25 protein-coding genes are annotated in these 25139 nt (G+C 55.9%); 7 read left to right on the plus strand and 18 right to left on the minus strand.

The genetic code is table 11. The annotated features are described in order from the left end of the window. Window positions 1–13 precede the first annotated feature (13 nt). Together dxs and KGA69_RS00700 are read left to right on the plus strand one after the other, a co-directional pair. Complete coding sequence (dxs, locus tag KGA69_RS00695) at window positions 14–1876, plus strand: 1-deoxy-D-xylulose-5-phosphate synthase (protein WP_045390912.1); 1863 nt, start codon at window positions 14–16, stop codon at window positions 1874–1876. Window positions 1877–1935: 59 nt separating this feature from the next. After that, entirely contained in the window at window positions 1936–2910 is a 975-nt protein-coding gene (locus tag KGA69_RS00700) for an aldo/keto reductase (RefSeq protein ID WP_045381017.1), read from the plus strand. A 38-nt stretch (window positions 2911–2948) separates the two neighbouring features. On the opposite strand, the gene pgpA is transcribed toward KGA69_RS00700, so the two are convergent. The 6 genes from pgpA to nrdR all read right to left on the minus strand — a co-directional run bounded on the left by pgpA (window position 2949) and on the right by nrdR (window position 7046). Further along, window positions 2949–3416: a phosphatidylglycerophosphatase A gene (gene pgpA / locus KGA69_RS00705; protein WP_045390915.1), complete on the minus strand. Its 468-nt coding sequence runs from the start codon at window positions 3414–3416 to the stop codon at window positions 2949–2951. A gap of 25 nt (window positions 3417–3441) precedes the next feature. After that, window positions 3442–4419, minus strand: a complete 978-nt coding sequence (gene thiL, locus KGA69_RS00710) for a thiamine-phosphate kinase (RefSeq protein ID WP_045390918.1) — start codon at window positions 4417–4419, stop codon at window positions 3442–3444. A gap of 73 nt (window positions 4420–4492) precedes the next feature. After that, complete coding sequence (gene nusB / locus KGA69_RS00715) at window positions 4493–4912, minus strand: transcription antitermination factor NusB (protein ID WP_015367993.1); 420 nt, start codon at window positions 4910–4912, stop codon at window positions 4493–4495. Window positions 4913–4932: 20 nt separating this feature from the next. Continuing rightward, on the minus strand, window positions 4933–5403 hold the full coding sequence (ribE, locus tag KGA69_RS00720; protein WP_001021161.1) for a 6,7-dimethyl-8-ribityllumazine synthase: 471 nt from the start codon (window positions 5401–5403) through the stop codon (window positions 4933–4935). A gap of 86 nt (window positions 5404–5489) precedes the next feature. Then, window positions 5490–6593 carry a bifunctional diaminohydroxyphosphoribosylaminopyrimidine deaminase/5-amino-6-(5-phosphoribosylamino)uracil reductase RibD gene (ribD, locus tag KGA69_RS00725; protein WP_045390921.1) on the minus strand — a complete coding sequence of 368 codons (1104 nt, stop codon included), beginning with the start codon at window positions 6591–6593 and terminating at the stop codon, window positions 5490–5492. 3 nt (window positions 6594–6596) lie between these two features. After that, window positions 6597–7046, minus strand: coding sequence for a transcriptional regulator NrdR (nrdR, locus tag KGA69_RS00730; RefSeq protein WP_002890417.1), 450 nt, complete (start codon window positions 7044–7046; stop codon window positions 6597–6599). A gap of 147 nt (window positions 7047–7193) precedes the next feature. Here nrdR and KGA69_RS00735 point away from each other — a divergent pair, with 147 nt between their 5' ends. Together KGA69_RS00735 and KGA69_RS00740 are read left to right on the plus strand one after the other, a co-directional pair. After that, window positions 7194–7733 carry a SadB/YajI family lipoprotein gene (locus tag KGA69_RS00735; RefSeq protein ID WP_045390924.1) on the plus strand — a complete coding sequence of 180 codons (540 nt, stop codon included), beginning with the start codon at window positions 7194–7196 and terminating at the stop codon, window positions 7731–7733. A gap of 300 nt (window positions 7734–8033) precedes the next feature. Then, entirely contained in the window at window positions 8034–8918 is an 885-nt protein-coding gene (locus KGA69_RS00740) for a nucleoside-specific channel-forming protein Tsx (RefSeq protein ID WP_015367996.1), read from the plus strand. Between the two features lie 56 nt (window positions 8919–8974). Here KGA69_RS00740 and KGA69_RS00745 read toward each other — a convergent pair whose 3' ends face one another. The 7 genes from KGA69_RS00745 to queA form a co-directional block, all read right to left on the minus strand. Continuing rightward, window positions 8975–9664, minus strand: coding sequence for a helix-turn-helix transcriptional regulator (locus KGA69_RS00745; RefSeq protein WP_213292736.1), 690 nt, complete (start codon window positions 9662–9664; stop codon window positions 8975–8977). Window positions 9665–9688: 24 nt separating this feature from the next. After that, window positions 9689–10054, minus strand: coding sequence for a VOC family protein (locus tag KGA69_RS00750; protein WP_045390929.1), 366 nt, complete (start codon window positions 10052–10054; stop codon window positions 9689–9691). Window positions 10055–10189: 135 nt separating this feature from the next. After that, the gene (gene secF / locus KGA69_RS00755; protein ID WP_015367999.1) at window positions 10190–11161 is read right to left on the minus strand and encodes a protein translocase subunit SecF; all 972 of its coding nucleotides are present in this window, start codon (window positions 11159–11161) and stop codon (window positions 10190–10192) included. 10 nt (window positions 11162–11171) lie between these two features. Further along, window positions 11172–13019 carry a protein translocase subunit SecD gene (gene secD / locus KGA69_RS00760; RefSeq protein WP_015704558.1) on the minus strand — a complete coding sequence of 616 codons (1848 nt, stop codon included), beginning with the start codon at window positions 13017–13019 and terminating at the stop codon, window positions 11172–11174. Window positions 13020–13045: 26 nt separating this feature from the next. After that, entirely contained in the window at window positions 13046–13378 is a 333-nt protein-coding gene (gene yajC, locus KGA69_RS00765; protein ID WP_003859109.1) for a preprotein translocase subunit YajC, read from the minus strand. A 22-nt stretch (window positions 13379–13400) separates the two neighbouring features. After that, entirely contained in the window at window positions 13401–14528 is a 1128-nt protein-coding gene (tgt, locus tag KGA69_RS00770; protein WP_015368001.1) for a tRNA guanosine(34) transglycosylase Tgt, read from the minus strand. A gap of 108 nt (window positions 14529–14636) precedes the next feature. Next, window positions 14637–15701 (minus strand): tRNA preQ1(34) S-adenosylmethionine ribosyltransferase-isomerase QueA, encoded by a 1065-nt coding sequence (gene queA, locus KGA69_RS00775; protein ID WP_015368002.1) that lies wholly within the window; start codon window positions 15699–15701, stop codon window positions 14637–14639. 150 nt (window positions 15702–15851) lie between these two features. Here queA and acpH point away from each other — a divergent pair, with 150 nt between their 5' ends. Together acpH and KGA69_RS00785 are read left to right on the plus strand one after the other, a co-directional pair. After that, a complete protein-coding gene (gene acpH, locus KGA69_RS00780; protein WP_045390931.1) occupies window positions 15852–16433 on the plus strand; it encodes an ACP phosphodiesterase in 582 nt (193 codons plus the stop codon). A gap of 169 nt (window positions 16434–16602) precedes the next feature. Next, on the plus strand, window positions 16603–17205 hold the full coding sequence (locus tag KGA69_RS00785) for a peroxiredoxin (protein ID WP_015368004.1): 603 nt from the start codon (window positions 16603–16605) through the stop codon (window positions 17203–17205). 102 nt (window positions 17206–17307) lie between these two features. Here the strand turns inward: KGA69_RS00785 and KGA69_RS00790 are convergent, their stop codons facing one another. The 3 genes from KGA69_RS00790 to KGA69_RS00800 form a co-directional block, all read right to left on the minus strand. Continuing rightward, window positions 17308–19176, minus strand: a complete 1869-nt coding sequence (locus tag KGA69_RS00790; protein WP_047044530.1) for an amidohydrolase — start codon at window positions 19174–19176, stop codon at window positions 17308–17310. 25 nt (window positions 19177–19201) lie between these two features. Next, complete coding sequence (locus KGA69_RS00795) at window positions 19202–19747, minus strand: antibiotic biosynthesis monooxygenase (RefSeq protein WP_045390938.1); 546 nt, start codon at window positions 19745–19747, stop codon at window positions 19202–19204. A gap of 183 nt (window positions 19748–19930) precedes the next feature. Continuing rightward, window positions 19931–20572 carry a hydrolase gene (locus KGA69_RS00800; protein ID WP_045390940.1) on the minus strand — a complete coding sequence of 214 codons (642 nt, stop codon included), beginning with the start codon at window positions 20570–20572 and terminating at the stop codon, window positions 19931–19933. 277 nt (window positions 20573–20849) lie between these two features. On the opposite strand from KGA69_RS00800, the gene KGA69_RS00805 reads away from it, so the two are divergent. Further along, window positions 20850–21752, plus strand: coding sequence for a LysR family transcriptional regulator (locus KGA69_RS00805; RefSeq protein WP_045390943.1), 903 nt, complete (start codon window positions 20850–20852; stop codon window positions 21750–21752). On the opposite strand, the gene malZ is transcribed toward KGA69_RS00805, so the two are convergent. Together malZ and proY are read right to left on the minus strand one after the other, a co-directional pair. Next, window positions 21749–23566: a maltodextrin glucosidase gene (malZ, locus tag KGA69_RS00810; RefSeq protein WP_213293125.1), complete on the minus strand. Its 1818-nt coding sequence runs from the start codon at window positions 23564–23566 to the stop codon at window positions 21749–21751. The genes KGA69_RS00805 and malZ overlap by 4 nt on opposite strands. A 147-nt stretch (window positions 23567–23713) precedes the next feature. Then, a complete protein-coding gene (proY, locus tag KGA69_RS00815; protein WP_213292737.1) occupies window positions 23714–25087 on the minus strand; it encodes a proline-specific permease ProY in 1374 nt (457 codons plus the stop codon). Window positions 25088–25139 lie beyond the last annotated feature (52 nt).

Raw genomic sequence — 25139 nt, forward strand, 5'->3', positions numbered from 1 at the left:
AAATGAGTCTCTGATGAGTTTTGATATTGCCAAATACCCAACCCTGGCGCTGGTAGATTCCACCCAGGAGTTGCGCCTGCTGCCAAAAGATAGCCTGCCTAAGCTCTGCGATGAGCTGCGCCGCTATCTTCTGGACAGCGTGAGCCGCTCAAGCGGCCATTTTGCCTCTGGCCTTGGCACGGTTGAACTGACCGTGGCGCTGCACTATGTCTACAATACGCCGTTCGACCGCTTAATCTGGGACGTCGGTCATCAGGCCTACCCGCACAAAATTCTCACCGGTCGTCGCGACAAAATCGGCACTATCCGGCAGAAAGGCGGGCTGCATCCGTTCCCATGGCGCGGCGAAAGCGAATATGACGTACTGAGCGTCGGTCACTCCTCCACCTCTATCTCCGCCGGGATCGGCGTCGCTATTGCCGCCGAAAAAGAAGGCAAACAGCGACGTACCGTTTGCGTCATTGGCGATGGCGCTATCACCGCCGGGATGGCATTTGAGGCGATGAACCACGCGGGCGATATCAAACCAGACATGCTGGTCGTGCTGAACGACAATGAAATGTCGATCTCAGAGAATGTCGGCGCGTTGAACAACCATCTGGCGCAGTTGCTCTCCGGCAAGCTGTATTCCTCGCTGCGTGAAGGTGGCAAAAAAGTCTTCTCCGGCGTACCGCCGATTAAAGAACTGCTTAAACGTACCGAAGAGCATATTAAAGGTATGGTGGTGCCCGGCACGCTGTTCGAAGAGATGGGCTTTAACTACATCGGCCCGGTAGATGGCCACGATGTGCTGGGTCTGGTTAATACGCTGAAGAATATGCGCGACCTGAAAGGACCGCAGTTCCTGCACATCATGACCAAAAAAGGCCGTGGATATGAACCGGCCGAAAAAGACCCCATCACCTTCCATGCGGTACCAAAATTCGATCACACCAGCGGCGTGCTGCCAAAAAGCAGCGGCGGCCTGCCAACATATTCGAAAGTCTTTGGCGACTGGCTGTGCGAAACCGCGGCGAAGGATGACAAACTGATGGCCGTCACTCCGGCGATGCGTGAAGGTTCGGGCATGGTCGAGTTCTCGAAGAAATTCCCCGATCAATATTTTGATGTCGCCATTGCCGAACAGCACGCAGTCACCTTTGCCGCCGGGATGGCGATTGGCGGCTATAAGCCGATCGTGGCGATCTACTCAACCTTCCTGCAGCGCGCTTACGATCAGGTGATCCATGACGTCGCCATTCAAAAGCTGCCGGTGCTGTTTGCAATCGATCGTGCGGGCATCGTCGGCGCCGACGGTCAGACACACCAGGGAGCGTTCGATCTCTCCTTCCTGCGCTGCATTCCGGAAATGGTGATCATGACCCCGAGCGACGAAAATGAATGTCGCCAGATGCTCTACACCGGTTATCACTATAACGACGGTCCTAGCGCGGTACGCTATCCGCGCGGTACCGGAACCGGCGCCGCGCTTGAGCCGCTGGCGTCGCTGCCGATCGGGAAAGGAGTGGTGAAACGTAACGGCCAGAAGCTGGCAATCCTTAACTTCGGGACATTATTGCCGGAAGCCGCGCAGGTTGCGGAAAAACTCAATGCGACGCTGGTCGATATGCGTTTTGTGAAACCGCTTGATGACGCGCTAATCCTGCAGCTTGCCGCCGAGCACGATGTGCTGGTCACCCTTGAAGAGAACGCCATCATGGGCGGTGCAGGCAGCGGCGTAAACGAGCTTTTGATGGCCCACCGTCGCCCGGTACCGGTGCTGAACATCGGCCTGCCGGACTTCTTTATCCCACAGGGGACTCAGGAAGAAGTTCGCGCCGATCTCGGCCTTGATGCCGCCGGTATCGAAGCCAAAATCCGCGACTGGTTGGCATAATTGCCCATACCGCTCCTGCTATGCTTAAAGGATACCTTTTAAAGTAGCAGGAGCGTCTTATGCACTACATCCCTCTTGGCGATACCCATCTTCGCGTTTCCCGACTCTGTCTCGGCTGTATGACCTTTGGCGAACCTGACCGCGGCAATCACGCCTGGACGCTCCCTGAAGAGAGCAGCCGTCCGCTGATTAAACGTGCGCTGGAAGGCGGAATTAACTTCTTTGATACCTCGAACAACTATTCCGATGGCAGCAGCGAAGAGATACTTGGCCGCGCGCTGCGGGAGTACGCTCGTCGCGATTCGGTGATCGTCGCCACCAAAGTTTATCACCAGGTCGGCGATCTGCCGCAGGGACTATCACGCGCGCAAATCATGCGCTCCATTGACGATAGCCTGCGCCGTCTGGGAATGGACTATGTCGACCTGTTGCAGATCCACCGCTGGGATTACGCCACGCCCATCGAAGAGACGCTGGAGGCGCTCAGCGATGTCGTACGCGCCGGGAAAGCGCGCTATATCGGCGCATCATCAATGCATGCCCGCCAGTTCGCCCAGGCGCTCGCCCTGCAGGAACAGAACAATTGGGCGCGCTTCGTCACCATGCAGGATCACTACAACCTGATTTATCGCGAAGAAGAAAACGAGATGCTGCCGCTATGCCAGCGCAAAGGTATTGCGGTCATGCCGTGGAGCCCGTTGGCGCGCGGCCGACTAACACGACCATGGGGAGAAACGACCGCACGCCTCGTCTCCGATGAGTTCGGTAAATCGCTGTATAGCGCCACCGACGCCAATGATGAGCAGATAGCACAGAAGCTGGAGGAAGTGGCTGAGGAGTTAGACGCCAACCGCGCACAGGTGGCGCTGGCCTGGCTATTAAGCAAGCCCGGCGTGGCAGCGCCGATTATTGGCGCCTCGCGGCAGGAACAGTTGGATGAGCTCCTTCATGCCGTCGATTTAACCCTGACGCCAGAACAGATCGACAAGCTGGAGGCGCCCTATCGGCCCCATCCAATCGTCGGCTTCAAATAACGCCGCAATTTAGACCCCGGCCGCGCCGGGGTGCAGATTTAGAATAGACCTATCGGCCAGTGGTGGCCAATCAGATACAGTACGCCGGCGGAGATCACCCCGGCGACAATATCGTCGACCATAATCCCCATTCCGCCATGAATATTGCGATCGAACCAGCGGATTGGCCATGGCTTCCACATATCGAAGATACGGAAAATAACGAAGCCGGCGGCCACCCACTGCCAGTCCATCGTCGGTAGCGCCATCAGGGTGATCCACATCCCGACAAACTCATCCCAAACGATGCTGCCGTGATCATGGGTGCCCATATCTTTAGCCGTACGGTGGCAAAGATAGACGCCAATACAGATGCTCATCATCACCACCAGCGAATAGAGCTGCCAGGGAAGAAAGGTCATCAGATACCAGAACGGAATCGCCGCCAGCGACCCCATGGTTCCCGGAACCACCGGGCTCAGCCCGCTACCGAACCCGGTCGCCAGCAGGTGCCAGGGATTGCGCATATTGAGGCGGCTTTTCGCCTCGTCTCTACTGCGTGCCAAAATGATCGTACCCCTTTAAATCCAATTTAATCGGCTTACCCTCACGGATAAACTGCAGTCCATCTGCTTCCGCCACGATCTGGCCGATACAGGTAAAACGCGCGCCTAGCTGACCAATCGCGACATCGAGCGCCCCGCGGTTCAGCTCAGGTACGGTAAAGCACAGCTCATAATCTTCGCCGCCGGCGAGCGCCCAGCGCAGCGCCTGCTCAGGATCGACCTGGCGCAGCATAGCATCGGAGTACGGCATCGCATCGAGATCGATACGCGCGCCGCAGGCGCTGGCCTTCAGGATATGACCAAGGTCTGAGATCAGACCGTCGGAAAGATCGATCGCTGAATTGGCCAGGTCGCGCAGCGCCTGCCCCTGCAGCACGCGGGGCATCGGACGCAAATGGCGCGCCAGCAGGTAATCGGCATCCGCTGGCGAATCAACCGTTAACCGGTCCTGTAAAAGCGCCAGCCCGGCGGCGCTGTCGCCCGGCGTGCCGGTGACATAAATCCAGTCGCCAGGCTTGGCTCCGGAACGCTTCATCGCCCGCCCCGGCGGCACAAAGCCGTGGATACCCAGCGTCATCGACAGCGGCCCTCGGGTGGTGTCGCCGCCGATTAGCTGCATATCATAATAGTTAAGCTGGACAAACAGACTGTCGCTAAAGGCTTCAAGCCACGCTTCGTCTGCTTCCGGCAAGGTGAGCGCCAGCGTTAACCACGCCGGTTCCGCGCCCATCGCCGCCAAATCGCTCAGGTTCACCGCCAGCGCTTTATACGCCAGGTCGGCAGGGTCGATGTCGGCTAAAAAGTGGTTGCCCGCCACCAGGGTGTCGGTGCTGATTGCCAGCGTTTTTTTCTCGGGGATATTCAGGAGCGCGCAGTCATCGCCGATGCCGGTTTCAACATCAAGGCGGGCGCTTTTAACGCGATCAAAATAACGGGCAATCAGGGAAAATTCGCCGCATGCCATACGTTATGCCTCAGCAAAGAAAAGAATAAGGCCGGGTTCGCAGGATCAGATCCTGCAAAGCCCGGCCTGCAGTTTACTTTTTGCGGGGACGGATTACCGGGGCCGCTTTATCCAGCACGCCGTTGACAAACTTGTGGCTATCTTCAGCGCCGAAGGTTTTCGCCAGCTCGATAGCTTCGTTGATAGCCACTTTGTACGGCACGTCATCACGCTTCGACAGCTCAAACAGCGCGATACGCAGTACCGCTTTTTCTACCTGACCCAGCTCTTCCAGCTGGCGCGACAGGTATGGCTTCATCAGACCGTCGAGATACGCGCTGTTAGTCGCCACTCCGGACAGCAGTTCGCGGAAATACAGAACGTCGACATCTTTTACATCCTGTTCCGCCAGGAACTGGTATTCAACATCAGCGATGTCGTTCTGGGACAACTGCCAGGAGTAGAGCGCCTGGACGGCACACTCACGGGCGCGGCGACGAGCAGCAGGTTTCACGGAATTCCCCTTACAAAAAATCAGGCCTTGATGGCTTTCAATACGTTAATCATTTCCAGCGCGGTCAGCGCGGCTTCTGCGCCTTTGTTACCGGCTTTGGTGCCAGCGCGTTCGATGGCTTGTTCAATACTTTCAGTAGTCAGAACACCGAAGGCTACCGGGATTTCACTGTCCTGAGCGACGTGCGCCAGGCCATTGCTTGCACCGCCAGCCACATATTCAAAGTGGGCGGTACCGCCGCGAATCACCGTACCCAGCGCGATCACCGCGTCATATTTACCGGTTTTTGCCAGTGCGCCAGCCGCCAGCGGCAGCTCATACGCGCCTGGAACCCAAACAACGGTGATGTTTTCATCTTTTACCTGACCAATGCGCTTGAGGGCGTCAATCGCGCCTTCCAGCAGGCTGTCATTGATAAAGTTGTTGAAACGCGCAATGGTGATGGCGACGCGAGCGTCCGGGGTAGCAACGTTAGCTTCAATAATGTTCATACTCTTCCTTCGGGTTCATGTGCCCCGCAAGGGGGGCGGATTTTATCATAATATTCTGGGCGCTGCTTCCTAATATTAGGAATACATCACGCAGTCGTTAAATGCAGGCAGACATCGGGGCCGACCTGACGTATCTCGTTGAATTTGAAATGGGGGGCCTGGCTCAGTTTCTCAAGCCCCGGCAGCGCGCATAAACCGCGCGCGTCACTGCCTAACAGTTTAGGCGCAATATAGACGATAAGCTCATCCACCAGCCCGGCCTGTAGCAAAGCGCCGGCCAGCGTCGGCCCCGCTTCCACCCAAATGCTGTTCACCTGCTGTTTACCGAGCTGCATCATTAGCAGCACGAGGTCGAGATGGCCGTTATGCTCCGGCACCAGCAGGGTACGCACGTTGTCAGGCCAGGCACGTTCATCGGCATGGGTGCGGGCGAAGAGAGTTTCACCTTGCTGCTGAACAATTCGATGCTCCGGCGTGACGCGGTTTTGGCTATCGATGACGATACGCAGCGGCTGTCGCAGGTTCTCCTGCGGATAGAGCGCCTGCGTATCGGCGCTCAGCTCCTGCCAGCGCACGGTCAGCGCCGGATCGTCCGCCAGCACCGTCGCGCTGCTGGTGAGAATAGCGTGGCTCTGCGCGCGCAGGCGCTGTACGTCGCGTCGCGCCTGCGGCGAGGTGATCCACTGGCTTTCGCCGCTGGCCATCGCCGTACGGCCATCGAGCGAAGCGCCCATCTTCAGCTGGATCCACGGAAAACCGGTACGCATGCGCTTCAGAAAACCTTTATTCAGCGCTTCCGCTTCATTCATCATCAGCCCATGGCTGACGTCAATGCCTGCCTGCTGCAGGCGATACAGGCCGCGACCGGCCACCTGTGGATTCGGGTCCTGCATTGCCGCTACCACGCGCGCCACGCCCGCGGCGATCAGCGCGTCGCAGCACGGCGGCGTGCGGCCATGGTGGCTGCAGGGCTCCAGGGTGACGTAGGCGGTCGCGCCTTTGGCTTTCTCGCCGGCCATGCGCAGCGCGTGCACTTCCGCGTGCGGCTCGCCGGCCCGATAATGGAAGCCCTCGCCGACGATCTCGCCGTCTTTTACAATCACGCAGCCGACGTTGGGATTAGGATGGGTAGTAAAGCGTCCGCGCGCGGCAAGCTTCAGCGCTCGCGCCATGTACATTTCGTCCTGCATGGCTTAGTCCTGTAAACGGGCGATTTCTTCGCCGAACTCTTTAATATCTTCGAAACTGCGATAGACGGAAGCGAAGCGAATATAGGCGACCTTGTCGAGCTTCTTCAGCTGTTCCATCACCAGATTACCGATCATTTTACTCGCGACTTCACGCTCGCCGGTGCCGCGCAGATGGGTTTTAATATGATTTACCGCCATTTCGACGTCATCGGCGCTGACCGGGCGCTTTTCCAGCGCTTTCAACATCCCGCTACGCAGCTTGTCTTCGTTAAAAGGTTCGCGCACGTCGTTGCTTTTTACCACCCGCGGCATCACCAGTTCCGCCACTTCAAAAGTGGTAAAGCGTTCATTGCAGACCAGGCACTGCCGACGACGACGCACGGAGGAGCCTTCGCCGACCAGGCGAGAATCGATGACTTTGGTATCCACGGCGAAACAGAAAGGGCAATGCATGGCGCGTCCTGACAGGTAGTTAATCTGAAGGGTAGTTTACCCTGAAGTCAGCGGACTACAAAGAAAGAGCTTTTGAGACAAAGGATCTATGGTAGGCCAATTCAGTTTAGCTACCATTAATCATCCTCTGTAAACGGAATCCTGACCATGACAAGACGTTACCTACAACTGGCTATCATCGGCAGCCTGTTCACCCTTACCGCCTGCGCCCAGCAAAGCGAAGTTCGTCAGATGAACGAGAGCGTCAGTACGCTGAGCAAAGAGATGACCCAGCTGAATCAGCAAACAATAAAAATCACCCAGCAAAACGCACTGAATGCTAAATCAACCCGCGGCGTTTATCTGCTGCCGGAGGCCAAAACCCCGGCGCGGCTGGAGAGCCAGATCGGCACCCTGCGTATGTCAGTGGGTAGCATTACGCCAGATGGCGACGGTTCGCGCCTGACCTTACGCATCCAGGGCGAGTCTAACGATCCGCTCCCGGCCTTTACCGCAACCGTCGCTTCCGGACAGATTACCGGCACTACCCACAGCTATCAGGAAGTCAACGTCCGGGATCAATTGATTAGCGCCCCGGCCAGCATCCTGGCGCCCAGCGATGTCGATATCCCGCTGCGCCTGAATGTGACGCCTGATAAAGTCGGCTTTATTCGTATCCACGATATCCAACCCGCCAGCGCGCAGTAAGCGCTCACGCCGGGCAAAACGGCCCGGCGACCCGCTTTCATCACTCGATATTATCCATTTACAACTTTTCATAAGAGTTCATTAGAAATCGTTCCTGATGGCGATTTTCAGTAGCATTTTGTCAAGAAATGCATAGAATCGTGAACGCAATCGATTACGCATGTTCTGGTTATGTGAAACAACACGTATTTTTGTGAGCAATGATTTCTATAATAGACCCCCACAGAAAGACGAAATATTTAGCAACGCTTCGGCAATTTTCTTAACGCCTTTTGGCTTAATTTAAACAGTGGCATCAACATGAAAAAAACATTACTGGCAGCGAGCGCTGTTGTGGCGCTTTCCGCTTCTTTCACCGCTGGCGCGGCAGAAACTGAAAAACCGCAGTACCTGTCTGATTGGTGGCACCAGAGTGTGAACGTGGTCGGCAGCTACCACACCCGTTTTGGACCGCAGATCCGTAACGATACCTATCTGGAATACGAAGCGTTTGCTAAAAAAGATTGGTTTGATTTCTACGGCTATATTGATGCCCCGGTCTTCTTCGGCGGCAACAGCACGGCGAAAGGTATCTGGAACAAAGGCTCCCCGCTGTTTATGGAGATCGAACCGCGTTTCTCTATCGACAAGCTGACTAACACCGATCTGAGCTTCGGGCCGTTCAAAGAGTGGTACTTCGCGAACAACTATATCTACGATATGGGCCGTAACGACTCCCAGGAGCAGAGCACCTGGTACATGGGTCTGGGTACCGACATCGATACCGGTCTGCCGATGAGCCTGTCGCTGAACATCTATGCCAAATACCAGTGGCAGAACTACGGCGCCTCCAACGAAAACGAGTGGGACGGCTACCGCTTCAAGGTGAAATACTTCGTTCCGCTGACCGACCTGTGGGGCGGTTCGCTGAGCTATATCGGCTTCACCAACTTCGACTGGGGTTCTGACCTCGGCGACGATAACTTCTACGATATGAACGGTAAGCACGCGCGTACCAGCAACTCTATTGCGTCCAGCCATATTCTGGCGCTGAACTACGCGCACTGGCACTACTCTATCGTCGCGCGTTACTTCCATAACGGCGGCCAGTGGGCTGATGATGCCAAGCTGAACTTCGGCGACGGCGACTTCAGCGTTCGCTCTACCGGCTGGGGTGGTTACTTCGTTGTCGGTTACAACTTCTAATTGCTGATACAGCAAGACAGCGCCCGGGACGCGTTTTACGCCAACCGGGCGTTTTTTTATTGCTCCTCACATCTCACCTTACGTAAGAAATCGCTTAATGAACGGTCGGCGCACTCGCTGAAACGACGCTCGGTCGCCCTTACCTCCAGACAACGATCGAGACGAAAGTTACGATAATCACTGCGCAGTTCGCACCAGGCCACCAGCAGCCAGCGCTCCCCCCAGAAAAACAGCCCCAGCGGCAACACTTCACGTCGCGTCACCTGACCGGATTCATCCTGATAGTGAAGCTGTAATACCTGCTGATTGGATACGGCCTGATGGATAACGTCAAAATGGGTTTTAGCATAGCGATGCGCGCCAAGATCAGGGGCAAACAGCCGGGTCTGCTCCGCTTTGCGCCGCCTCTCCTCCGGCAAAATCGCCAGCATTTTTTCCTGGGCTGACTCCAGCGACTGCGAAAGCGCATCGCCGCCCCAGGTTTTTAACAGTCGAATCGCCGCAATGAGCGCTTCGGATTCTTTAGCGGTCAACATGAGTGGCGGCAGGTCGTAGCCCGCCAGCAGACGATAACCGCTCCCTGCCTCCCCCTCAACCGGGACACCGGAGAGCGAAAGGTCGCGAATATCGCGATAGACGGTACGCTCCGACACGCACAACCGTTCAGCCAGCAACGCCGCGGTAGTTAGCCGCCTGCCGCGCAGGATCTGTACTATCTGAAATAAACGGTCGGCGCGTCGGGTCATTTCTCGTTTCGCTAAATAGTGAGGTTAAGCCGGTTGATGCAAGCCTACGCGGTTGCCTTCGCTGTCGGTAAACAGGGCGATGGCGCCAATATCATTCGGCAGCGTCAACGGGCCAAATACACACGCCCCACCCGCCGAGGCGACGCGATCCAGCGTGGCGGCAAGGTTGTCGGTGTGCAGATAAATAATAGCGCCCTGCGGCGATGGCGCGATCCCGTCAAATTTAGCCAACGCGCCGCCGGGGGTCGGGTCCTGATGCGGGAAGACGGCCAGGTCCGCGCAATCCATGGTTTCACGCCGTAGCGTCACCTGCATTACCGGCTCATAAAACGCGACGGCGCGATCCATATCAGCGACCGGAATTTCAAACCAGTTAATCACGTTGTTCATACTTCCTCCAGCTCGTTAGTGAGTTGAGAAGCAGTGTACGAGAGGGCTCCTGACAGCATACTGTCAGCAGGTTTCTGGCGGGCAAAAAAAATCCCGGCCACAAGGCCGGGATTGCTTTATATCAACTGAACCGGATTACGGCAGAATAGACGGCTGATCCGCCCCTTCTTTTTCGACCTTCTGCTGGATCAGATGCTCGCGCTTCATGCCCAGTTTCAACGCCAGCGCGGACGCGACGTAGATAGAAGAAGCCGTACCGATGGATACACCAATCAGCATGGTCAGCGAGAAGCCTTCCAGAATCGGGCCGCCGAAGAGGAACAGCATCAGGATCACCATCAGGGTGGTACCGGAGGTGATCAAGGTACGGTGCAGCGTCTGGGTTAACGACACGTTAAAGATTTCGTACGGCGTACCGCGACGGATCTTACGGAAGTTTTCACGGATACGGTCCGAAACCACGATACTATCGTTCAACGAGTAACCGATGACCGACATCAACGATGCGACGATGGTCAGGTCAATCTCGATGTGGAACAACGACAGCACGCCCATGGTAATCACCACGTCGTGCGCCAGTGCGATAACCACCCCTGCCGCCAGTCGCCATTCAAAGCGGAAGCCGACATAGATAAGGATACACACCAGCGCCGCAATCAGCGCCAGAGCGCCGGTTTGCGCAAGGTCCGCGCCCACGCTCGGGCCAACGAACTCAATTCGTTTCACCGTCGCGCTTTGGCTGGTCGATTCGTTAATCACGTTAACGACTTTACTGCCCAGCTCCTGGCTGCCGTTGGCATCGTGTACCGGCGGCATACGCACCATGATGTCGCGGCTGCTGCCGAAGTTCTGCAGCTGCGGCTCTTCAAAGCCCGCTTTCTGCAGCGAATCGCGCAGCTGGTCCATATCAACCGGTTTTTCGAGGGTAATTTCAATCACCGTACCGCCGGTGAAATCGAGACCCCAGTTAAACCCGCGGACGCCGATGATGGCGATCGACACAATCAGCAGAAAACCTGAAATGCCGAAGGCCCAGTAGTCCCAGCGCATAAAGTCCCAGACTTTACGGCCGTGGTTCAATTGTTCAACAGTATATTCCTGTGCCACAACGCACTCCTCAGATAGACAGCTTTTTCACGCGCTTGCCGCCGTACAGCAGGTTCACGATGGCACGGGTGCCGACGATAGCGGTAAACATTGAGGTCGCGATACCGATACCGGTAGTAATCGCAAACCCTTTAATGGCACCGGTACCGACCGCGTACAGGATGATAACCTTAATCAGCGTCGTCACGTTGGCGTCAAAGATGGAGCTAAATGCGCCCTTATAACCTTCGTCAATCGCCTGCTGAACGGTACGTCCGTTGCTCAGCTCTTCTTTGATACGCTCGTTAATCAGTACGTTAGCATCGACCGCCACCGCAAGGGTTAAGACGATACCCGCGATCCCCGGCATGGTCAGCGTCGCCCCAGGAATCAGGGACATAATGCCGACAATCAGCACCAGGTTAGCAATCAGCGCAGAGGTCGCAATCAGACCGAACTTCTTATAGAAGAAGATCATGAACAGGATAGAGACCACCAGACCGGCCAGACATGCTTCCAGGCCCTGCTTGATGTTCTGCATACCCAGAGTTGGGCCGATAGTACGCTCTTCAACGATCTGAATCGGCGCAATCAGGGCGCCCGCACGCAGCAGCAGAGAAAGCTGACGCGCTTCGGTCGGGTTGCTGATACCGGTGATACGGAAGCTATTGCCAAGGCGAGACTGGATGTTGGCGATGTTAATCACCTCTTCCTCTTTCGCAAGGATAGCGCGACCGTTGGCATCTTTCTTACCGCTGTCTTTGTACTCCACGAACAGGGTCGCCATCGGTTTACCGATGTTGTCCTTGGTGAAGTTAGACATAATGTTGCCACCTGCGCTATCGAGCGAGATGTTAACCTGCGGCTGGTTGTACTCGTCCATGCTGGAAGTGGAGTCGGTGATATGGTCGCCGGTCAGGATCACGCGCTTATACAGCACCACCGGACGGCCTTCACGGGTGTCTTTCACTTCCGAATCGCCCGGTACGCGGCCAGAAGCGGCTGCGGACTGATCGACGTTGGTGTTCACCAGACGGAATTCCAGCGTCGCGGTCGCGCCAAGGATTTCCTTCGCACGCGCGGTATCCTGGATACCCGGCAGTTCAACCACGATACGGTCGGAACCCTGACGCTGAACCAGCGGTTCGGCCACGCCGAGCTGGTTTACGCGGTTACGCAGAATGTTGATGTTCTGCTGAACGGCGTATTCACGGGCTTCTTTCAGACGTTCGTCGGTCATCACCGCTTTCAGCGCATTGTTACCCTGGCTTGAAATAACCAGATCGCGATGGCGCGGGCTGAGATAAGAGATAGCCTGATCGCGCGCCGCGCTGTCGCGGAAGACGATGCTCAGACCGTAGTTGTCTTCCTTACGCACGGTAGAGTAAGGAATGCCTTTGTCACGCAGCTCGCTGCGCAGGCTATCGATGTTTTGTTCCTGCAGTTTGCCTAATGCGGTGTCCATGTCCACTTCCATCAGGAAGTGCACGCCGCCGCGCAGGTCAAGACCCAGCTTCATCGGCTCGGCATACATCGCCGCCAGCCAGCGCGGGGTCGCCGGAGCAAGGTTTAGCGCCACGACGTATTTGTCACCCAGCAGATTTACCAGCGCTTCGCGCGCTCGCAGCTGAGTATCGGTGGTGTCGAAGCGCGCAAGAATTGCGCCCTCTTCCAGTGCCACAGACTTCGCGGTGATTTTTTCTTCTTGTAAAGTTTTCTGGACCTGGATCAGCGTTTGCTCACTGGCGGCGACGCCGCGCGCGCCAGTGATTTGAACAGCCGGATCCTCACCATACAGGTTGGGAAGCGCGTAAATCAGGCCGACGATAATCACGACGACCAGCATAACGTACTTCCACAAAGGATAACGGTTTAACACGGCAGTTCCCTTAGGGAAAATGGTAATTACAGCGCCTTCATGGTGCCTTTCGGCAGAACGGCAGCTACGAAGTCACGTTTGATAACCACTTCGGTGGTATCGTTCAGCGCGATAGCGATGTAGCCGTTTTCCGCGACTTTAGTCACGCGACCAACCAGACCGCCGTTAGTCAGGACTTCATCACCTTTGGCGATGGAGTTCATCAGATTCTTGTGCTCTTTAGTACGTTTCTGCTGTGGGCGCAGGATCATGAAGTAAAAAATCAGACCGAACACCACCAGCATCAGAATCAGAGACATTGGGCTGCCCTGCGCCGGCGCGCCGGTTGCTGCTACCGCATCAGAAATAAAAAAGCTCATTGAAATTCCCTCATTATTAAAATTAATCAACGTTCAAAGGAGGAACGGAACGCCCCTGACGTTGGTAAAAATCGGTCACGAAGCTCTCTAATTTACCCTCTTCGATAGCCTTGCGTAAACCAGCCATTAAACGCTGATAGTAGCGCAGGTTATGAATGGTATTGAGGCGCGCGCCCAATATTTCGTTGCAACGATCAAGATGATGCAAGTAAGCACGTGAATAATTGCGACACGTATAGCAATCGCACTCGGCATCCAGCGGCGATGTATCGCTTTTATGCTTCGCGTTGCGGATTTTCACTACGCCATCGGTCACGAACAGATGGCCGTTACGCGCGTTGCGCGTCGGCATAACGCAGTCAAACATATCGATGCCGCGACGTACCCCTTCCACCAGGTCTTCCGGTTTCCCGACGCCCATCAGGTATCGCGGTTTATCTGCCGGGATCTGCGGGCAAACGTGCTCCAGGATACGGTGCATGTCTTCCTTCGGCTCGCCGACAGCCAAACCGCCGACAGCGTAGCCATCAAAGCCAATCTCTACCAGACCTTTCACCGAGATATCTCGTAAATCTTCGTAAACGCTGCCCTGAATGATGCCAAAGAGCGCGTTTTTGTTGCCGAGGCCATCGAAACGGTCGCGGCTGCGCTTGGCCCAGCGCAGAGACATTTCCATCGAACGCTTAGCGTAATCCCAGTCCGCCGGGTACGGCGTACATTCGTCGAAGATCATCACGATATCGGAACCGAGATCGTACTGAATCTCCATCGATTTTTCCGGATCGAGGAAAATCGGATCGCCGTTGATCGGATTGCGGAAATGCACGCCCTGTTCGGTGATCTTACGGATATCGCCAAGGCTGAAGACCTGGAAGCCGCCGGAATCGGTGAGGATCGGCCCTTTCCACTGCATGAAATCATGCAGGTCGCCGTGCAGCTTCATGATTTCCTGGCCCGGGCGCAGCCACAGGTGGAAGGTGTTGCCGAGGATGATTTGCGCGCCGGTGGCTTCAACTTCTTCCGGCGTCATCCCTTTGACGGTGCCGTAGGTGCCAACGGGCATGAAGGCTGGCGTTTCAACCACGCCGCGATCAAACACCAAACGGCCGCGACGCGCGCGGCCATCGGTGGTATCAAGTTCAAATTTCATCATTGCTCCTGCGTCAGAAAAACAGTCCGACGTTTAAATACTCGCCACGGAATGATTCCGTGGCTAAAAAATGCGTCAAGGCGTCAGAAAGCCGGCGTGCCGGCCTTTTTAGGGACGCTCAGAAATAGCCTGCGGATTGTACGTGATAAACATCGCGTCCCCGTAGCTAAAAAAGCGATATTTTTGTTCTACCGCAGCCTTATAGGCGTTCATGGTGTGCTGATAGCCAGCGAAAGCGGAGACCAGCATAATCAGTGTGGATTCAGGGAGATGGAAGTTAGTCACCAGCGCATCGATGACTTTGTACTGATATCCCGGATAGATAAAGATCTGCGTATCGGCAAAGAACGGCTCAATCAGGCCATTTTTAGCCGCCTGCGCCGCGCTTTCCAGCGAACGCACGGAAGTGGTGCCGACGGCGATGACGCGGTTGCCGCGCGCTTTCGCCGCCAGAACCGCATCGACCACATCCTGCGGCACTTCCGCATACTCAGAGTGCATGATGTGCTCTTCGATGCTGTCAACGCGCACCGGCTGGAAGGTCCCCGCGCCAACGTGCAGTGTCACAAACGCCATCTCGATGCCTTTCGCGCGCAGTTTTTCCAGCAGCGGATCGTCAAAATGCAGGCCGGCGGTCGGCGCGGCGACCGCGCCCGGCTTGGTGCCGTATACCGTCTGGTACAGCTCGCGATCGGCGTCTTCGTCCGGGCGGTCGATATACGGCGGCAGCGGCATATGACCGATGCTGTTCAGGATATCGAGCACCGGGCGCTCATCGTTGAATTCAACTTCAAACAGCGCGCCGTGGCGCGCCAGCATCGTGGCGTTAATGCTCTCGTCATCGCCTAACAGCAGCTCCGCCCCCGGCTTCGGCGCTTTAGAGGCGCGAATATGTGCCAGAATACGTTTATCGTCCAGCATGCGCTCGACCAGCACTTCAATCTTGCCGCCGCTGGCTTTACGGCCAAACAGACGCGCCGGGATCACCCGGGTATTGTTAAAGACCAGCAAATCGCCAGGGTTGAGCTTATCGAGCAGATCGGTGAAAGTACCGTGCGTCAGCGCGCCCGTCGGCCCGTCCAGCGACAGCAAGCGGCAGCTACTGCGCTCCGGCTGCGGATAGTGAGCAATCAGGGATTCAGGTAATTCAAAGGAAAAATCGGTAACGCGCATGACGATGACTCAGACTAAATAAAGAGGCGGGTAGTCTAGTGCCGGGCGGGTCTTCCTGCAACCGTTACCCTATTCAACGCTGGATATAATAGCGGAATACCATGATTAACCAGCAAGAACGCCATGACCCTGTGAAGGATTGAAGTTGATATGAATTTTCTCGCGCATTTACACCTCGCCCATCTTGCGGATAGCTCGCTGCCGGGCAACCTGCTGGCCGATTTTGTCCGCGGTAACCCGCAGGGCGAGTATCCTGAGGATGTGGTTGACGGCATTTATATGCATCGGCGTATAGATGTAATGACCGACAATCTGGCGGAAGTTAAAACGGCGCGCGAATGGTTTCGCCCCGAGACCCGCCGGGTCGCGCCGATTTCCCTCGACGTGATGTGGGACCATTTCCTGTCGCATCACTGGGCGCAGCTGTCGCCGGATCTGCCGCTAAACGAGTTCGTGCGCTACGCCCACGCGCAGGTGGCGCAAATTCTGCCGGATTCGCCGCCGCGCTTTGTTAATCTCAACGAATATATGTGGTCCGAACGCTGGCTGGAACGTTATCAGGATATGGAATTCATTCAGCGCGTCCTGAACGGTATGGCCAGCCGCCGCCCGCGCCTCGATGCGCTGCGTGATTCATGGTACGACCTTGATAACCACTATGGGCAACTGGAACAGCAATTCTGGCGTTTTTATCCGCGAATGATGGACCAGGCGAAAAAGAGAACGCTGTAAAACCTTGCGCTTTCTCACAAAACTATTATTCTGAAAGCGCTATTGAATAATTATCAATAGGCAAAATCTATCTCATCGATTGTCAGCGCCGCATTGAGTTCCTGCCCGCCTCTGCCTATACTGGCCCGCGTTGCGTTCCAATTAACCTTAGTAATAACAGGAGAATCATATGGTTCTGGTTACTCGTCAGGCTCCGGACTTTACCGCTGCAGCAGTATTAGGTAACGGCGAAATCGTTGAGAAATTCAACTTCAAACAGCACACCAACGGTAAAGCTACCGTCCTGTTCTTCTGGCCAATGGACTTCACTTTCGTTTGCCCGTCTGAACTGATCGCTTTCGACAAGCGCTATGAAGAATTCCAGAAACGCGGCGTAGAAGTGGTTGGCGTTTCCTTTGACTCCGAGTTCGTTCACAACGCATGGCGTAACACTCCGGTAGACCAGGGCGGTATCGGCCCGGTTAAATACGCGATGGTTGCCGACATCAAACGTGAAATTCAGAAAGCATACGGCATCGAGCATCCGGACGAAGGCGTTGCGCTGCGCGGTTCCTTCCTGATCGACGCTAACGGCATCGTTCGCCACCAGGTTGTTAACGACCTGCCGCTGGGCCGTAACATCGACGAAATGCTGCGTATGGTTGACGCGCTGCAGTTCCACGAAGAGCACGGTGAAGTTTGCCCGGCTCAGTGGGAAAAAGGAAAAGAAGGTATGGCCGCTTCTCCGGAAGGCGTAGCTAAATACCTGACCGAGAACGTATCCAGCCTGTAATCGGCTAGACGTTTTAGTCAAAAGGCTCGCAAATGCGAGCCTTTTTTGTGCCTGTTATATTTACTGTAGGCCCGGTAAGCGCAGCGCCACCGGGCAAAAGTATCAGAACGCGAAGCAAGAACAGCCTAATACGCCCCAGAAAGCCTGCTCATCCGCCACCGGAATCGACGACTTGCGCGCAATATCATGCTGATGTCCATGCACGCCGCAGCTACCGCAGCACTGGTGCATCTGCACCACCGCGCCAATCTTCGCGGCCGCAGGCGGCGCCGAGCGATAATGCCCTGGCACTTTTACCACCGGCGACCACTCCGGCAATACCGGAATTGGCGGCGGCGCCAGCGGCGAGAAATGGCCGGCCGCGTACACCACCTTGCCATCAACGATGGTCAATACCGACTCAATACCTTTGATTTCCTCTTCCGCAACGCTGAAGTAGTCTTTTGACAGCACCACCAGGTCAGCCAGTTGCCCTTTCTCAATGCGTCCTTTTTTACCCTGCTCGCTGGAGAACCACGCGCTACCGGCGGTCCATAGCTCAAGGGCGACGTCGCGCGGCAGACGGTTGTTATCATCGTACATCGCCATGCCGCCGACGGTACGCCCGGAAACCAGCCAGTACAGCGCGGTCCATGGGTTATAACTGGCGACGCGGGTCGCATCGGTACCCAGCCCTACCGGTACGTCCAGTTCCAGCATTTTCGCCACCGGCGGCGTATGTTTCACCGCCTCTTTGCCGTAGCGGTCGACAAAATACTCGCCCTGGAAGGCCATCCGGTGCTGCACCGCGATACCGCCGCCTAACGCCTTCACGCGTTCAATATTACGTTCGGTGATGGTCTCGGCGTGGTCGAAGAACCAGTGCAGGCCGTTAAATGGAATATCGCGGTTCACCTTCTCGAACACATCCAGCATTCGGCTAATCGACTCATCGTAGGTGGCATGCAGACGGAACGGCCAGCGATGTTCCACCAGATGACGAACCACCCGCTCCAGCTCATCCTCCATGCCTTGCGGCAGATCCGGCCGCGGCTGCAGGAAGTCTTCAAAATCCGCCGCCGAGAAGACCAGCATTTCACCAGCGCCGTTGGCACGATAGAAATCGGTGCCCTGCCCCGGCTTCAGCATGTCGGTCCAGCGCTCGAAATCATCCAGCTCCTGCTTCGGCCGCTGGGTAAAGAGGTTGTAGGCGATACGAACGGTCATCTGCTCTTTGGCATGCAGTTGCTCGATAATTTCGTAATCTTCCGGGTAGTTCTGGAAACCACCGCCGGCATCGATGGCGCTGGTTAATCCTAAACGGTTCAGTTCACGCATAAACTGGCGCGTTGAGTTGACCTGCAGATCGAGCGGCAGCTTCGGCCCTTTGGCCAGCGTAGCATACAGGATCATGGCATTCGGTTTGGCGATCAGCATCCCGGTCGGGTTGCCGTTGTTATCGCGAACGATCTCGCCGCCCGCCGGATCCGGCGTCTCTTTGGTATAACCAACGGCTTTCAGCGCCGCGCGGTTAAGCAGCGCGCGATCGTACAGATGGAGTACGAATACCGGCGTGTCAGGCGCCGCTTCATTCAGCTCTTCCAGCGTCGGCATGCGGCGTTCGGCAAACTGGAATTCGCTCCAGCCGCCGACTACCCTCACCCACTGCGGCGACGGGGTGCGATCGGCCTGATCTTTTAGCATACGCAGCGCATCCGCCAGCGATGGCACGCCTTCCCAGCGCAGCTCGAGGTTATAGTTCAGGCCGCCGCGAATCAGATGCAGGTGGGAGTCGTTAAGACCCGGGATCACCGTATGGCCTTTAAGATCGACAATTTGCGTCCCCTCGGCGGCGAACGTCATTATTCGATCGTGGCTTCCGGTCGCGAGAATTTTTCCCTCGGCGATGGCCACGGCTTCCGCCAGTGGGTTCGCGCGATCGAGCGTATGAATCTGACCGTGGGTCAGAATCAGTGTGGCAGTTTGCGACATAACACACTCCTTTAAGCTGGTTGAGTTAGTTTTTTTTCAACCAGCCGGCAAAAAGACGGGTCACGATTGGCATCCACAGCCAGACCACCAACGCGACCACCAGGGCATCGTTAATCAGATGCAGTAACAAGCTTCCCCGTAACTCCGGTAGCGCCATGCCGGTCAACCACGGCACCAGGTTGGTACTCGGGAAGATGACCAGCAGGGTTATCAGAAACTGTTTCCAGCGCAGCGGCTGGCGAATGTTGGCAGCAGGCGGGGTAAACCAGAACGCCGGTTCGGTGCGGATTTCGGTACGATCGCCATCGTTGAGATACGGCGCGATTTCCGCGACTAATTCACGACGGGTTTCCGACTGCGTCCAGGCGTAGAGATGTTCAATGGTGTCGAAGCGAATAATCACGCTCCAGAGATTTTGCCCGGCTGCCGGACGGATCACGTTGGCGCCGAGATGGCCGGGAAACTCCGCCGCAACCGGCATGATTTTCCCCAACCATGCTTCATACCGCTGGCCGTTTTGCGGATCGAGATGATGGCTGATGACCAGCGTCACTGATTTCTGTTGCGCCATTAAGTATTCCTTGCTTCAGGGAATGGCGGGATTTCCCCCGCCATCAGCCATAAATGACAATACACAAAATCATTCATGCCGCATTGAGGCGGCAAGATTGCCCTTCCCCGGGAGCTGACATCAGTCAGTGACCGGGGCGGGCAAACGAAGCCAACAAAGAGGCAGCTTGCAGGGTGAAGTGTTTTAGGCTTTACGTTCCGGCGCGCCGTGCACCATGGTATAAGCATAATCCACGCCCATACCGTAGGCGCCGCTATGTTCGCGAACCAGATCCATCACCGCGTCGTAAGTCTCTTTACGTGACCAGTCGCGCTGGTACTCCAGCAGAACCTGCTGCCAGGTCACCGGCACGGCGCCGGCCTGCACCATACGGTCGATGGCGCGCTCGTGAGCGTCAACGGAGGTACCACCGGAGGTATCGGTTACCACGTACACTTCATAACCTGCTTCCAGCGCCATCAGCGCCGGGAAAGTCAGGCACACTTCGGTCCACAGCGCGGAAATAATCAGTTTTTTACGTCCAGTGGCTTTTACCGCATTAACAAAACCGGCGTCTTCCCAGGAGTTCATAGAAGTACGTTCAATCGGTTTCACTTCAGGATGAACCGCCAGCAGTTCTGGCCAGATATAGCCGCTGAAGCTTTTGGTTTCGACAGAGGTATAAATAACCGGAACGTTAAAAATCTTACCCGCTTTGGCCAACGCGACGGTGTTATTTTTCAGCGTCTGGCGATCGATATTGGCCACACCAAAAGCCATTTGCGGCTGGTGGTCAATAAAAATAAGGGTGGAATTAGACGGATCAATCAGTTCACGAATAGACATAACACATCCTATTAATCAATTAGTTAGGAAGATAATACACTGCCGTTGTGCTGTGCTGATTGTGGCCAATAACGCATGATGAGTATAGTCAGTAATTTCTAACGAGTTATTAAAGAATTCTTTCCGTTTTAATTCACTTGAGTAAAAATAATGGCCGTTTGAATATTTAAATAAAGCTAATCAAAAAATTACGGGAAACTGTTCTAATTTATTCACTGGAATTGAACATGGCCCTTCGGTAAAACAACGTTATTATTAGACTGACGGATCGAAACTAATGCGTTTAAACCTTGATGTACTTTTGATTCTTGATGCTCTGGATAGACATGGCTCGTTCGCGCTGGCGGCCGAGTCGCTATTTAAAACCCCCGCCGCGCTGAGCTACATGATCCAAAAACTGGAAAGCGATCTAAACATCAGTCTGCTGGATCGTTCCGGACACCGGGCGAAATTTACCGATACCGGTAAAATGATGCTGGAAAAGGGGCGCCTGCTGCTCAATGCCGCCAACGATCTGGAAAAACAGGCGCAGCTGCTGAGTTCCGGCTGGGAGCGGGATCTGGCGATTGCGCTGGACGACTCTTTTCCTTTCCAGGCCCTATTGCCGCTGATTGAAAAGTTTTACGCGCAATATCCGCAAACCCGCCTCAACTTTACCCACCATACCCTGGCAGGCTCGTGGGAAGAGCTGACTCACAACGGCGCGGATATTATTCTTGGGGCGATTAACGAACCGCCGACTTCAGCGGAATGGTCGTGGAAAATGCTCGGCGCGATGGACAACGTGTTCGTTGTCGCGCCCGGCCACCCGCTGGCGGAAACGACCCAACCGCTGACCAACAAACAGCTTAGCCTGCATCGCGCGGTGGTTATTAGCGATAGCGCCCGCTACTGTCATCCATTGAACAGCAACCTGCTCGATGAGCAGGAGCAAATCCGGGTCGATGATTTCGCCACCAAAGTCGCGCTCCTGCGCGCCGGTTTGGGGTGCGGATTCCTGCCCCGCCACATCGCCCGCCCGTGGCTGGAGAGCGGTGAGTTGCTGGAGAAACCGGTGATTTCGAGCCGTGAGAAAGATATTACCTATATGGCCTGGCGTAGCGGCAATAACGGTCTGGCTCAGCGCTGGTGGCGAGAAGCTATTCTCGAAGACAGCTGTCTGAGCCAGCTCTACCGTTAACGGCTACACCAGACGCTAGCGGAAATCGCGGGCAGACTCAGCACATCATCGTGCATGTCGCCCGCGCCTTCTTTACGCTGCCACGTTTTCCCCTCCAGCAACGGCGATGCGTCGATTACCACCTCGCAGGCGTGACCGCGGTTTATCGCCACCAGCACCCGCTGCTGTTTATAAACGCGAACAAAGACCACCACGTTATCTTCCGCATAGATGACCTGGCAGCCGCCGTAGCGCAGCGCCTGATGCCCCTTACGCAAGGTGGTCATACGTTTATATAACGCCAACAAGGTTTCATCCTGCAGTGCCGGATCCCATGGGAAGGGTTTACGGCAGAAGGGATCGTTGTTGCCATCGACGCCGACTTCATCACCATAGTAAATACACGGAACGCCCGGCCAGCAGAACAGCCAGACCACCGCCAGCGGCAGTCGCGCCACATCTTTACCCAGCAAGGATTTGAAACGCGCGGTATCGTGGCTATCCAGTTGGTTAAACATCCGCAATTGCTGCTGATGCGACAGTCCGGCGCGATAGTTGTCCATCCACGCCATACAGGTCTGCGCATCGATGTGCTGCGGATCGTAGGAGATATCGGTATTAGCGAGGAACCCCCACAGCGGGAAGGTAAAACCGCGATAGTTCATCGCCGCATCTTCGGCATCAGCCTGCAGCCACTGGCGCGCATCGCCGAAATGTTCGCCGAATACAAAAGCCTCCGCCTGCTCCCGCTTCGCCGCCTGGGTGATACCGGCAATATGGCGCAGGTTGTTGCGCGCGCCGCCATCTTCGCCCAGCATATGCACCACGTCCAGCCGCCAGCCGTCCATACTCCACGGCGCTTTTAACCAGTGGCGCACCACGCTGTCTTCGCCAGCATAGATTTCATTAACCAGGCTCGATGAACGGTAGTCAAGTTTTGGCAGACTGGCGTAACCCAGCCAGTTATGCGCTACCCCGTCCGGGGAAAAATTAAACCACTCACGCCACGGTGAATCCGGCCGATGGCAGGCGCCGTTACTCGTCTGCTGGTGGCGATCGAACCACGGGTGCGAGTCACCGGTATGGTTAAACACGCCGTCGAGGATCAGCCGCATCCCTTCACGCTGCGTATTGTGGCGCAGGCGCAGCAGCGCGGCATCGCCACCGAACTGCGGATCGACACGGCGGTAATCAGCGGTATCGTATTTATGTACGCTGGGCGCGACGAATACTGGGTTGAGATACAGCGCGGTCACGCCAAGCTGCTTCAGATAAGGAAGCTTCTCGCTAATACCGTCGAGATCGCCGCCATAAAAGGTCGAACCGCCCGCCTCGCCGGTTAACGGCTCATCCCACGCTTTTAGCACAATATCCTGGCCGGCCGCATGGTGGTAATAAACCTGGTCCTGCCCGGCTTCTCGCGCCTCGCTACGGGCGAAACGGTCGGGGAAAATTTGATAAAAGACCTGATCGGCGACCCACTGCGGGCCGCTATCCGGCACATCAACCGCAAACTGCTCCAGCCTCGCGGGCGGGAAACGCTGGAATCCCTGCGGCGTAAACCACAACTGACGGTCCGCCCACAGCAGCTTAAAGCTATAGCGGCGGCGCGGCTGGCCGTTCATCAGGTTTATCTCTCCACGCCAGGCGACGACATCGGCGTGTGGGGATTGGCGCAGGCGCTGCATGGGCAACGACAGCTCTTCATTGTCTTCTTCCGCGCGCAGCGTAATGCGCTGCGGCATTGTTTCGCCGCTTAGCCACAATGTGATAACGAGTCGTTCCTGCTGCTCTTTAATAAAAGGAGCAACCGGCAGGTGCCAGGCCTTCAACATCATCATTCCTCTTTTTGCGTAATGGCCACACCTTGCCACAGTGAACCGGCGTATAACTCATCATCAATAGAATAATTGGGGGAGGAGAAAGGAGGAGGATGTGATTTTTCCGGGCCGCGGCAAAGCCGGACCCGGAAGAGCGGAGAATTACTGCGCCTGGGCTAACTGACGGTCGCGGCGGGTCTTAATTTTCCAGCCAACGAGCAGCAGCGCGATCCACGCAAAGCCGACGTACAGCGATATGCGGGTATCCGGATGGTAGCCGATAAGCGCGATGATAAAGACCAGGAACAGCAGGCCGACCACGGTGGTGGCCACGCCGCCCGGCACTTTAAACTTCAGCGCCTTAACCTCTTCCGGCGACAGGCGACGACGGAAAGCGATTTGCGACAGCAGGATCATAATCCACACCCACACCGTGGCGAAGGTCGCCAGCGAGGCAATCACCAGGAAGACGTTTTCCGGCATGATGTAGTTGAGATAGACCGCAAACAGCAGCGCCACGGTCATCACCAGCACCGTCACCCATGGCGTACCGCGACGCGACGTTTTGGCGAATACCTTCGGCGCGCTCCCCTGTTCGGCCATTCCGTGCAGCATACGACCAACGCCGAATACGTCGCTGTTAATCGCCGACAACGAGGCGGTTAACACCACGAAGTTCAGGATGCCGGCGGCAAAGGTAATTCCCATATGCTGGAAGGTCAACACGAACGGGCTGCCGTTAGTCCCCACCAGGTTCCAGGGATAGATAGACATAATGACGAACAGCGTCCCCACGTAGAACACCAGGATACGCATCGGCACCGAATTAATCGCCCGCGGAATGGATTTTTCCGGATCCTTCGCTTCACCGGCGGTGATACCGATAATCTCAATTCCTCCGTAGGCGAACATCACCATCTGCAGCGACATCACCATCCCCAGCCAGCCGTTACTGAAGAAGCCGCCGTTACTCCATAAGTTATGAATCCCGGTGGGCTGACCGCCGTTGCCGATACCCCAGATGATGATGCCGAAACCGGCGAGGATCATGACGATAATCGTGGCGACTTTAAAGAATGAGAACCAGAACTCCAGTTCGCCGAACACCTTGACGCTCATCAGATTGACGGCGCAGATAATCAGCACCACGCTCAGTACCCATATCCAGTGCGGCACCGCCGGGAACCAGACGCCCATATAGATACCGAAGGCGGTCACGTCGGCAATCGCGACGATCAGGATTTCAAAACAATAGGTCCAGCCGGTGATATAGCCGGCCAGCCCGCCGAGGTTCTCCTGCGCATAACGCGAGAAAGAGCTGGCGGAAGGGTTATGCACCGACATTTCGCCCAGCGCGCGCATGATGATATACGCCGCCACGCCGCCGATAATGTATGCCAACAATACGCTCGGCCCCGCCATTTTAATGGCGTCAGCCGAACCATAGAACAGGCCGGTACCAATAGCGGAACCAAGGGCCATAAAGCGAATGTGCCGGGTACTTAGCCCGCGCTTAAGCTTGTTACTACTTTCCATCGTGTTCCATGCCGTTTTTCTCGTTTGTGCTTTGCGGGGGCAAAACGCAAAA

It is taken from the genome of Klebsiella sp. A52 (assembly GCF_018388785.1).
GTDB lineage: Bacteria > Pseudomonadota > Gammaproteobacteria > Enterobacterales > Enterobacteriaceae > Klebsiella > Klebsiella aerogenes.

What these genes read in the sequence shown, in the direction of transcription:
- dxs (WP_045390912.1), top strand. Translation starts at nt 14, where the DNA reads ATGAGTTTTGATATTGCCAAATACCCAACCCTGGCGCTGGTAGATTCC.
- KGA69_RS00700 (WP_045381017.1), top strand. Translation starts at nt 1,936, where the DNA reads ATGCACTACATCCCTCTTGGCGATACCCATCTTCGCGTTTCCCGACTC.
- pgpA (WP_045390915.1), bottom strand. Translation starts at nt 3,416, where the DNA reads ATGCGCAATCCCTGGCACCTGCTGGCGACCGGGTTCGGTAGCGGGCTG.
- thiL (WP_045390918.1), bottom strand. Translation starts at nt 4,419, where the DNA reads ATGGCATGCGGCGAATTTTCCCTGATTGCCCGTTATTTTGATCGCGTT.
- ribE (WP_001021161.1), bottom strand. Translation starts at nt 5,403, where the DNA reads ATGAACATTATTGAAGCTAACGTTGCTACCCCGGACGCTCGCGTCGCC.
- ribD (WP_045390921.1), bottom strand. Translation starts at nt 6,593, where the DNA reads ATGCAGGACGAAATGTACATGGCGCGAGCGCTGAAGCTTGCCGCGCGC.
- nrdR (WP_002890417.1), bottom strand. Translation starts at nt 7,046, where the DNA reads ATGCATTGCCCTTTCTGTTTCGCCGTGGATACCAAAGTCATCGATTCT.
- KGA69_RS00735 (WP_045390924.1), top strand. Translation starts at nt 7,194, where the DNA reads ATGACAAGACGTTACCTACAACTGGCTATCATCGGCAGCCTGTTCACC.
- KGA69_RS00740 (WP_015367996.1), top strand. Translation starts at nt 8,034, where the DNA reads ATGAAAAAAACATTACTGGCAGCGAGCGCTGTTGTGGCGCTTTCCGCT.
- KGA69_RS00745 (WP_213292736.1), bottom strand. Translation starts at nt 9,664, where the DNA reads ATGACCCGACGCGCCGACCGTTTATTTCAGATAGTACAGATCCTGCGC.
- KGA69_RS00750 (WP_045390929.1), bottom strand. Translation starts at nt 10,054, where the DNA reads ATGAACAACGTGATTAACTGGTTTGAAATTCCGGTCGCTGATATGGAT.
- yajC (WP_003859109.1), bottom strand. Translation starts at nt 13,378, where the DNA reads ATGAGCTTTTTTATTTCTGATGCGGTAGCAGCAACCGGCGCGCCGGCG.
- tgt (WP_015368001.1), bottom strand. Translation starts at nt 14,528, where the DNA reads ATGAAATTTGAACTTGATACCACCGATGGCCGCGCGCGTCGCGGCCGT.
- queA (WP_015368002.1), bottom strand. Translation starts at nt 15,701, where the DNA reads ATGCGCGTTACCGATTTTTCCTTTGAATTACCTGAATCCCTGATTGCT.
- acpH (WP_045390931.1), top strand. Translation starts at nt 15,852, where the DNA reads ATGAATTTTCTCGCGCATTTACACCTCGCCCATCTTGCGGATAGCTCG.
- KGA69_RS00785 (WP_015368004.1), top strand. Translation starts at nt 16,603, where the DNA reads ATGGTTCTGGTTACTCGTCAGGCTCCGGACTTTACCGCTGCAGCAGTA.
- KGA69_RS00790 (WP_047044530.1), bottom strand. Translation starts at nt 19,176, where the DNA reads ATGTCGCAAACTGCCACACTGATTCTGACCCACGGTCAGATTCATACG.
- KGA69_RS00795 (WP_045390938.1), bottom strand. Translation starts at nt 19,747, where the DNA reads ATGGCGCAACAGAAATCAGTGACGCTGGTCATCAGCCATCATCTCGAT.
- KGA69_RS00800 (WP_045390940.1), bottom strand. Translation starts at nt 20,572, where the DNA reads ATGTCTATTCGTGAACTGATTGATCCGTCTAATTCCACCCTTATTTTT.
- KGA69_RS00805 (WP_045390943.1), top strand. Translation starts at nt 20,850, where the DNA reads ATGCGTTTAAACCTTGATGTACTTTTGATTCTTGATGCTCTGGATAGA.
- malZ (WP_213293125.1), bottom strand. Translation starts at nt 23,566, where the DNA reads ATGTTGAAGGCCTGGCACCTGCCGGTTGCTCCTTTTATTAAAGAGCAG.
- proY (WP_213292737.1), bottom strand. Translation starts at nt 25,087, where the DNA reads ATGGAAAGTAGTAACAAGCTTAAGCGCGGGCTAAGTACCCGGCACATT.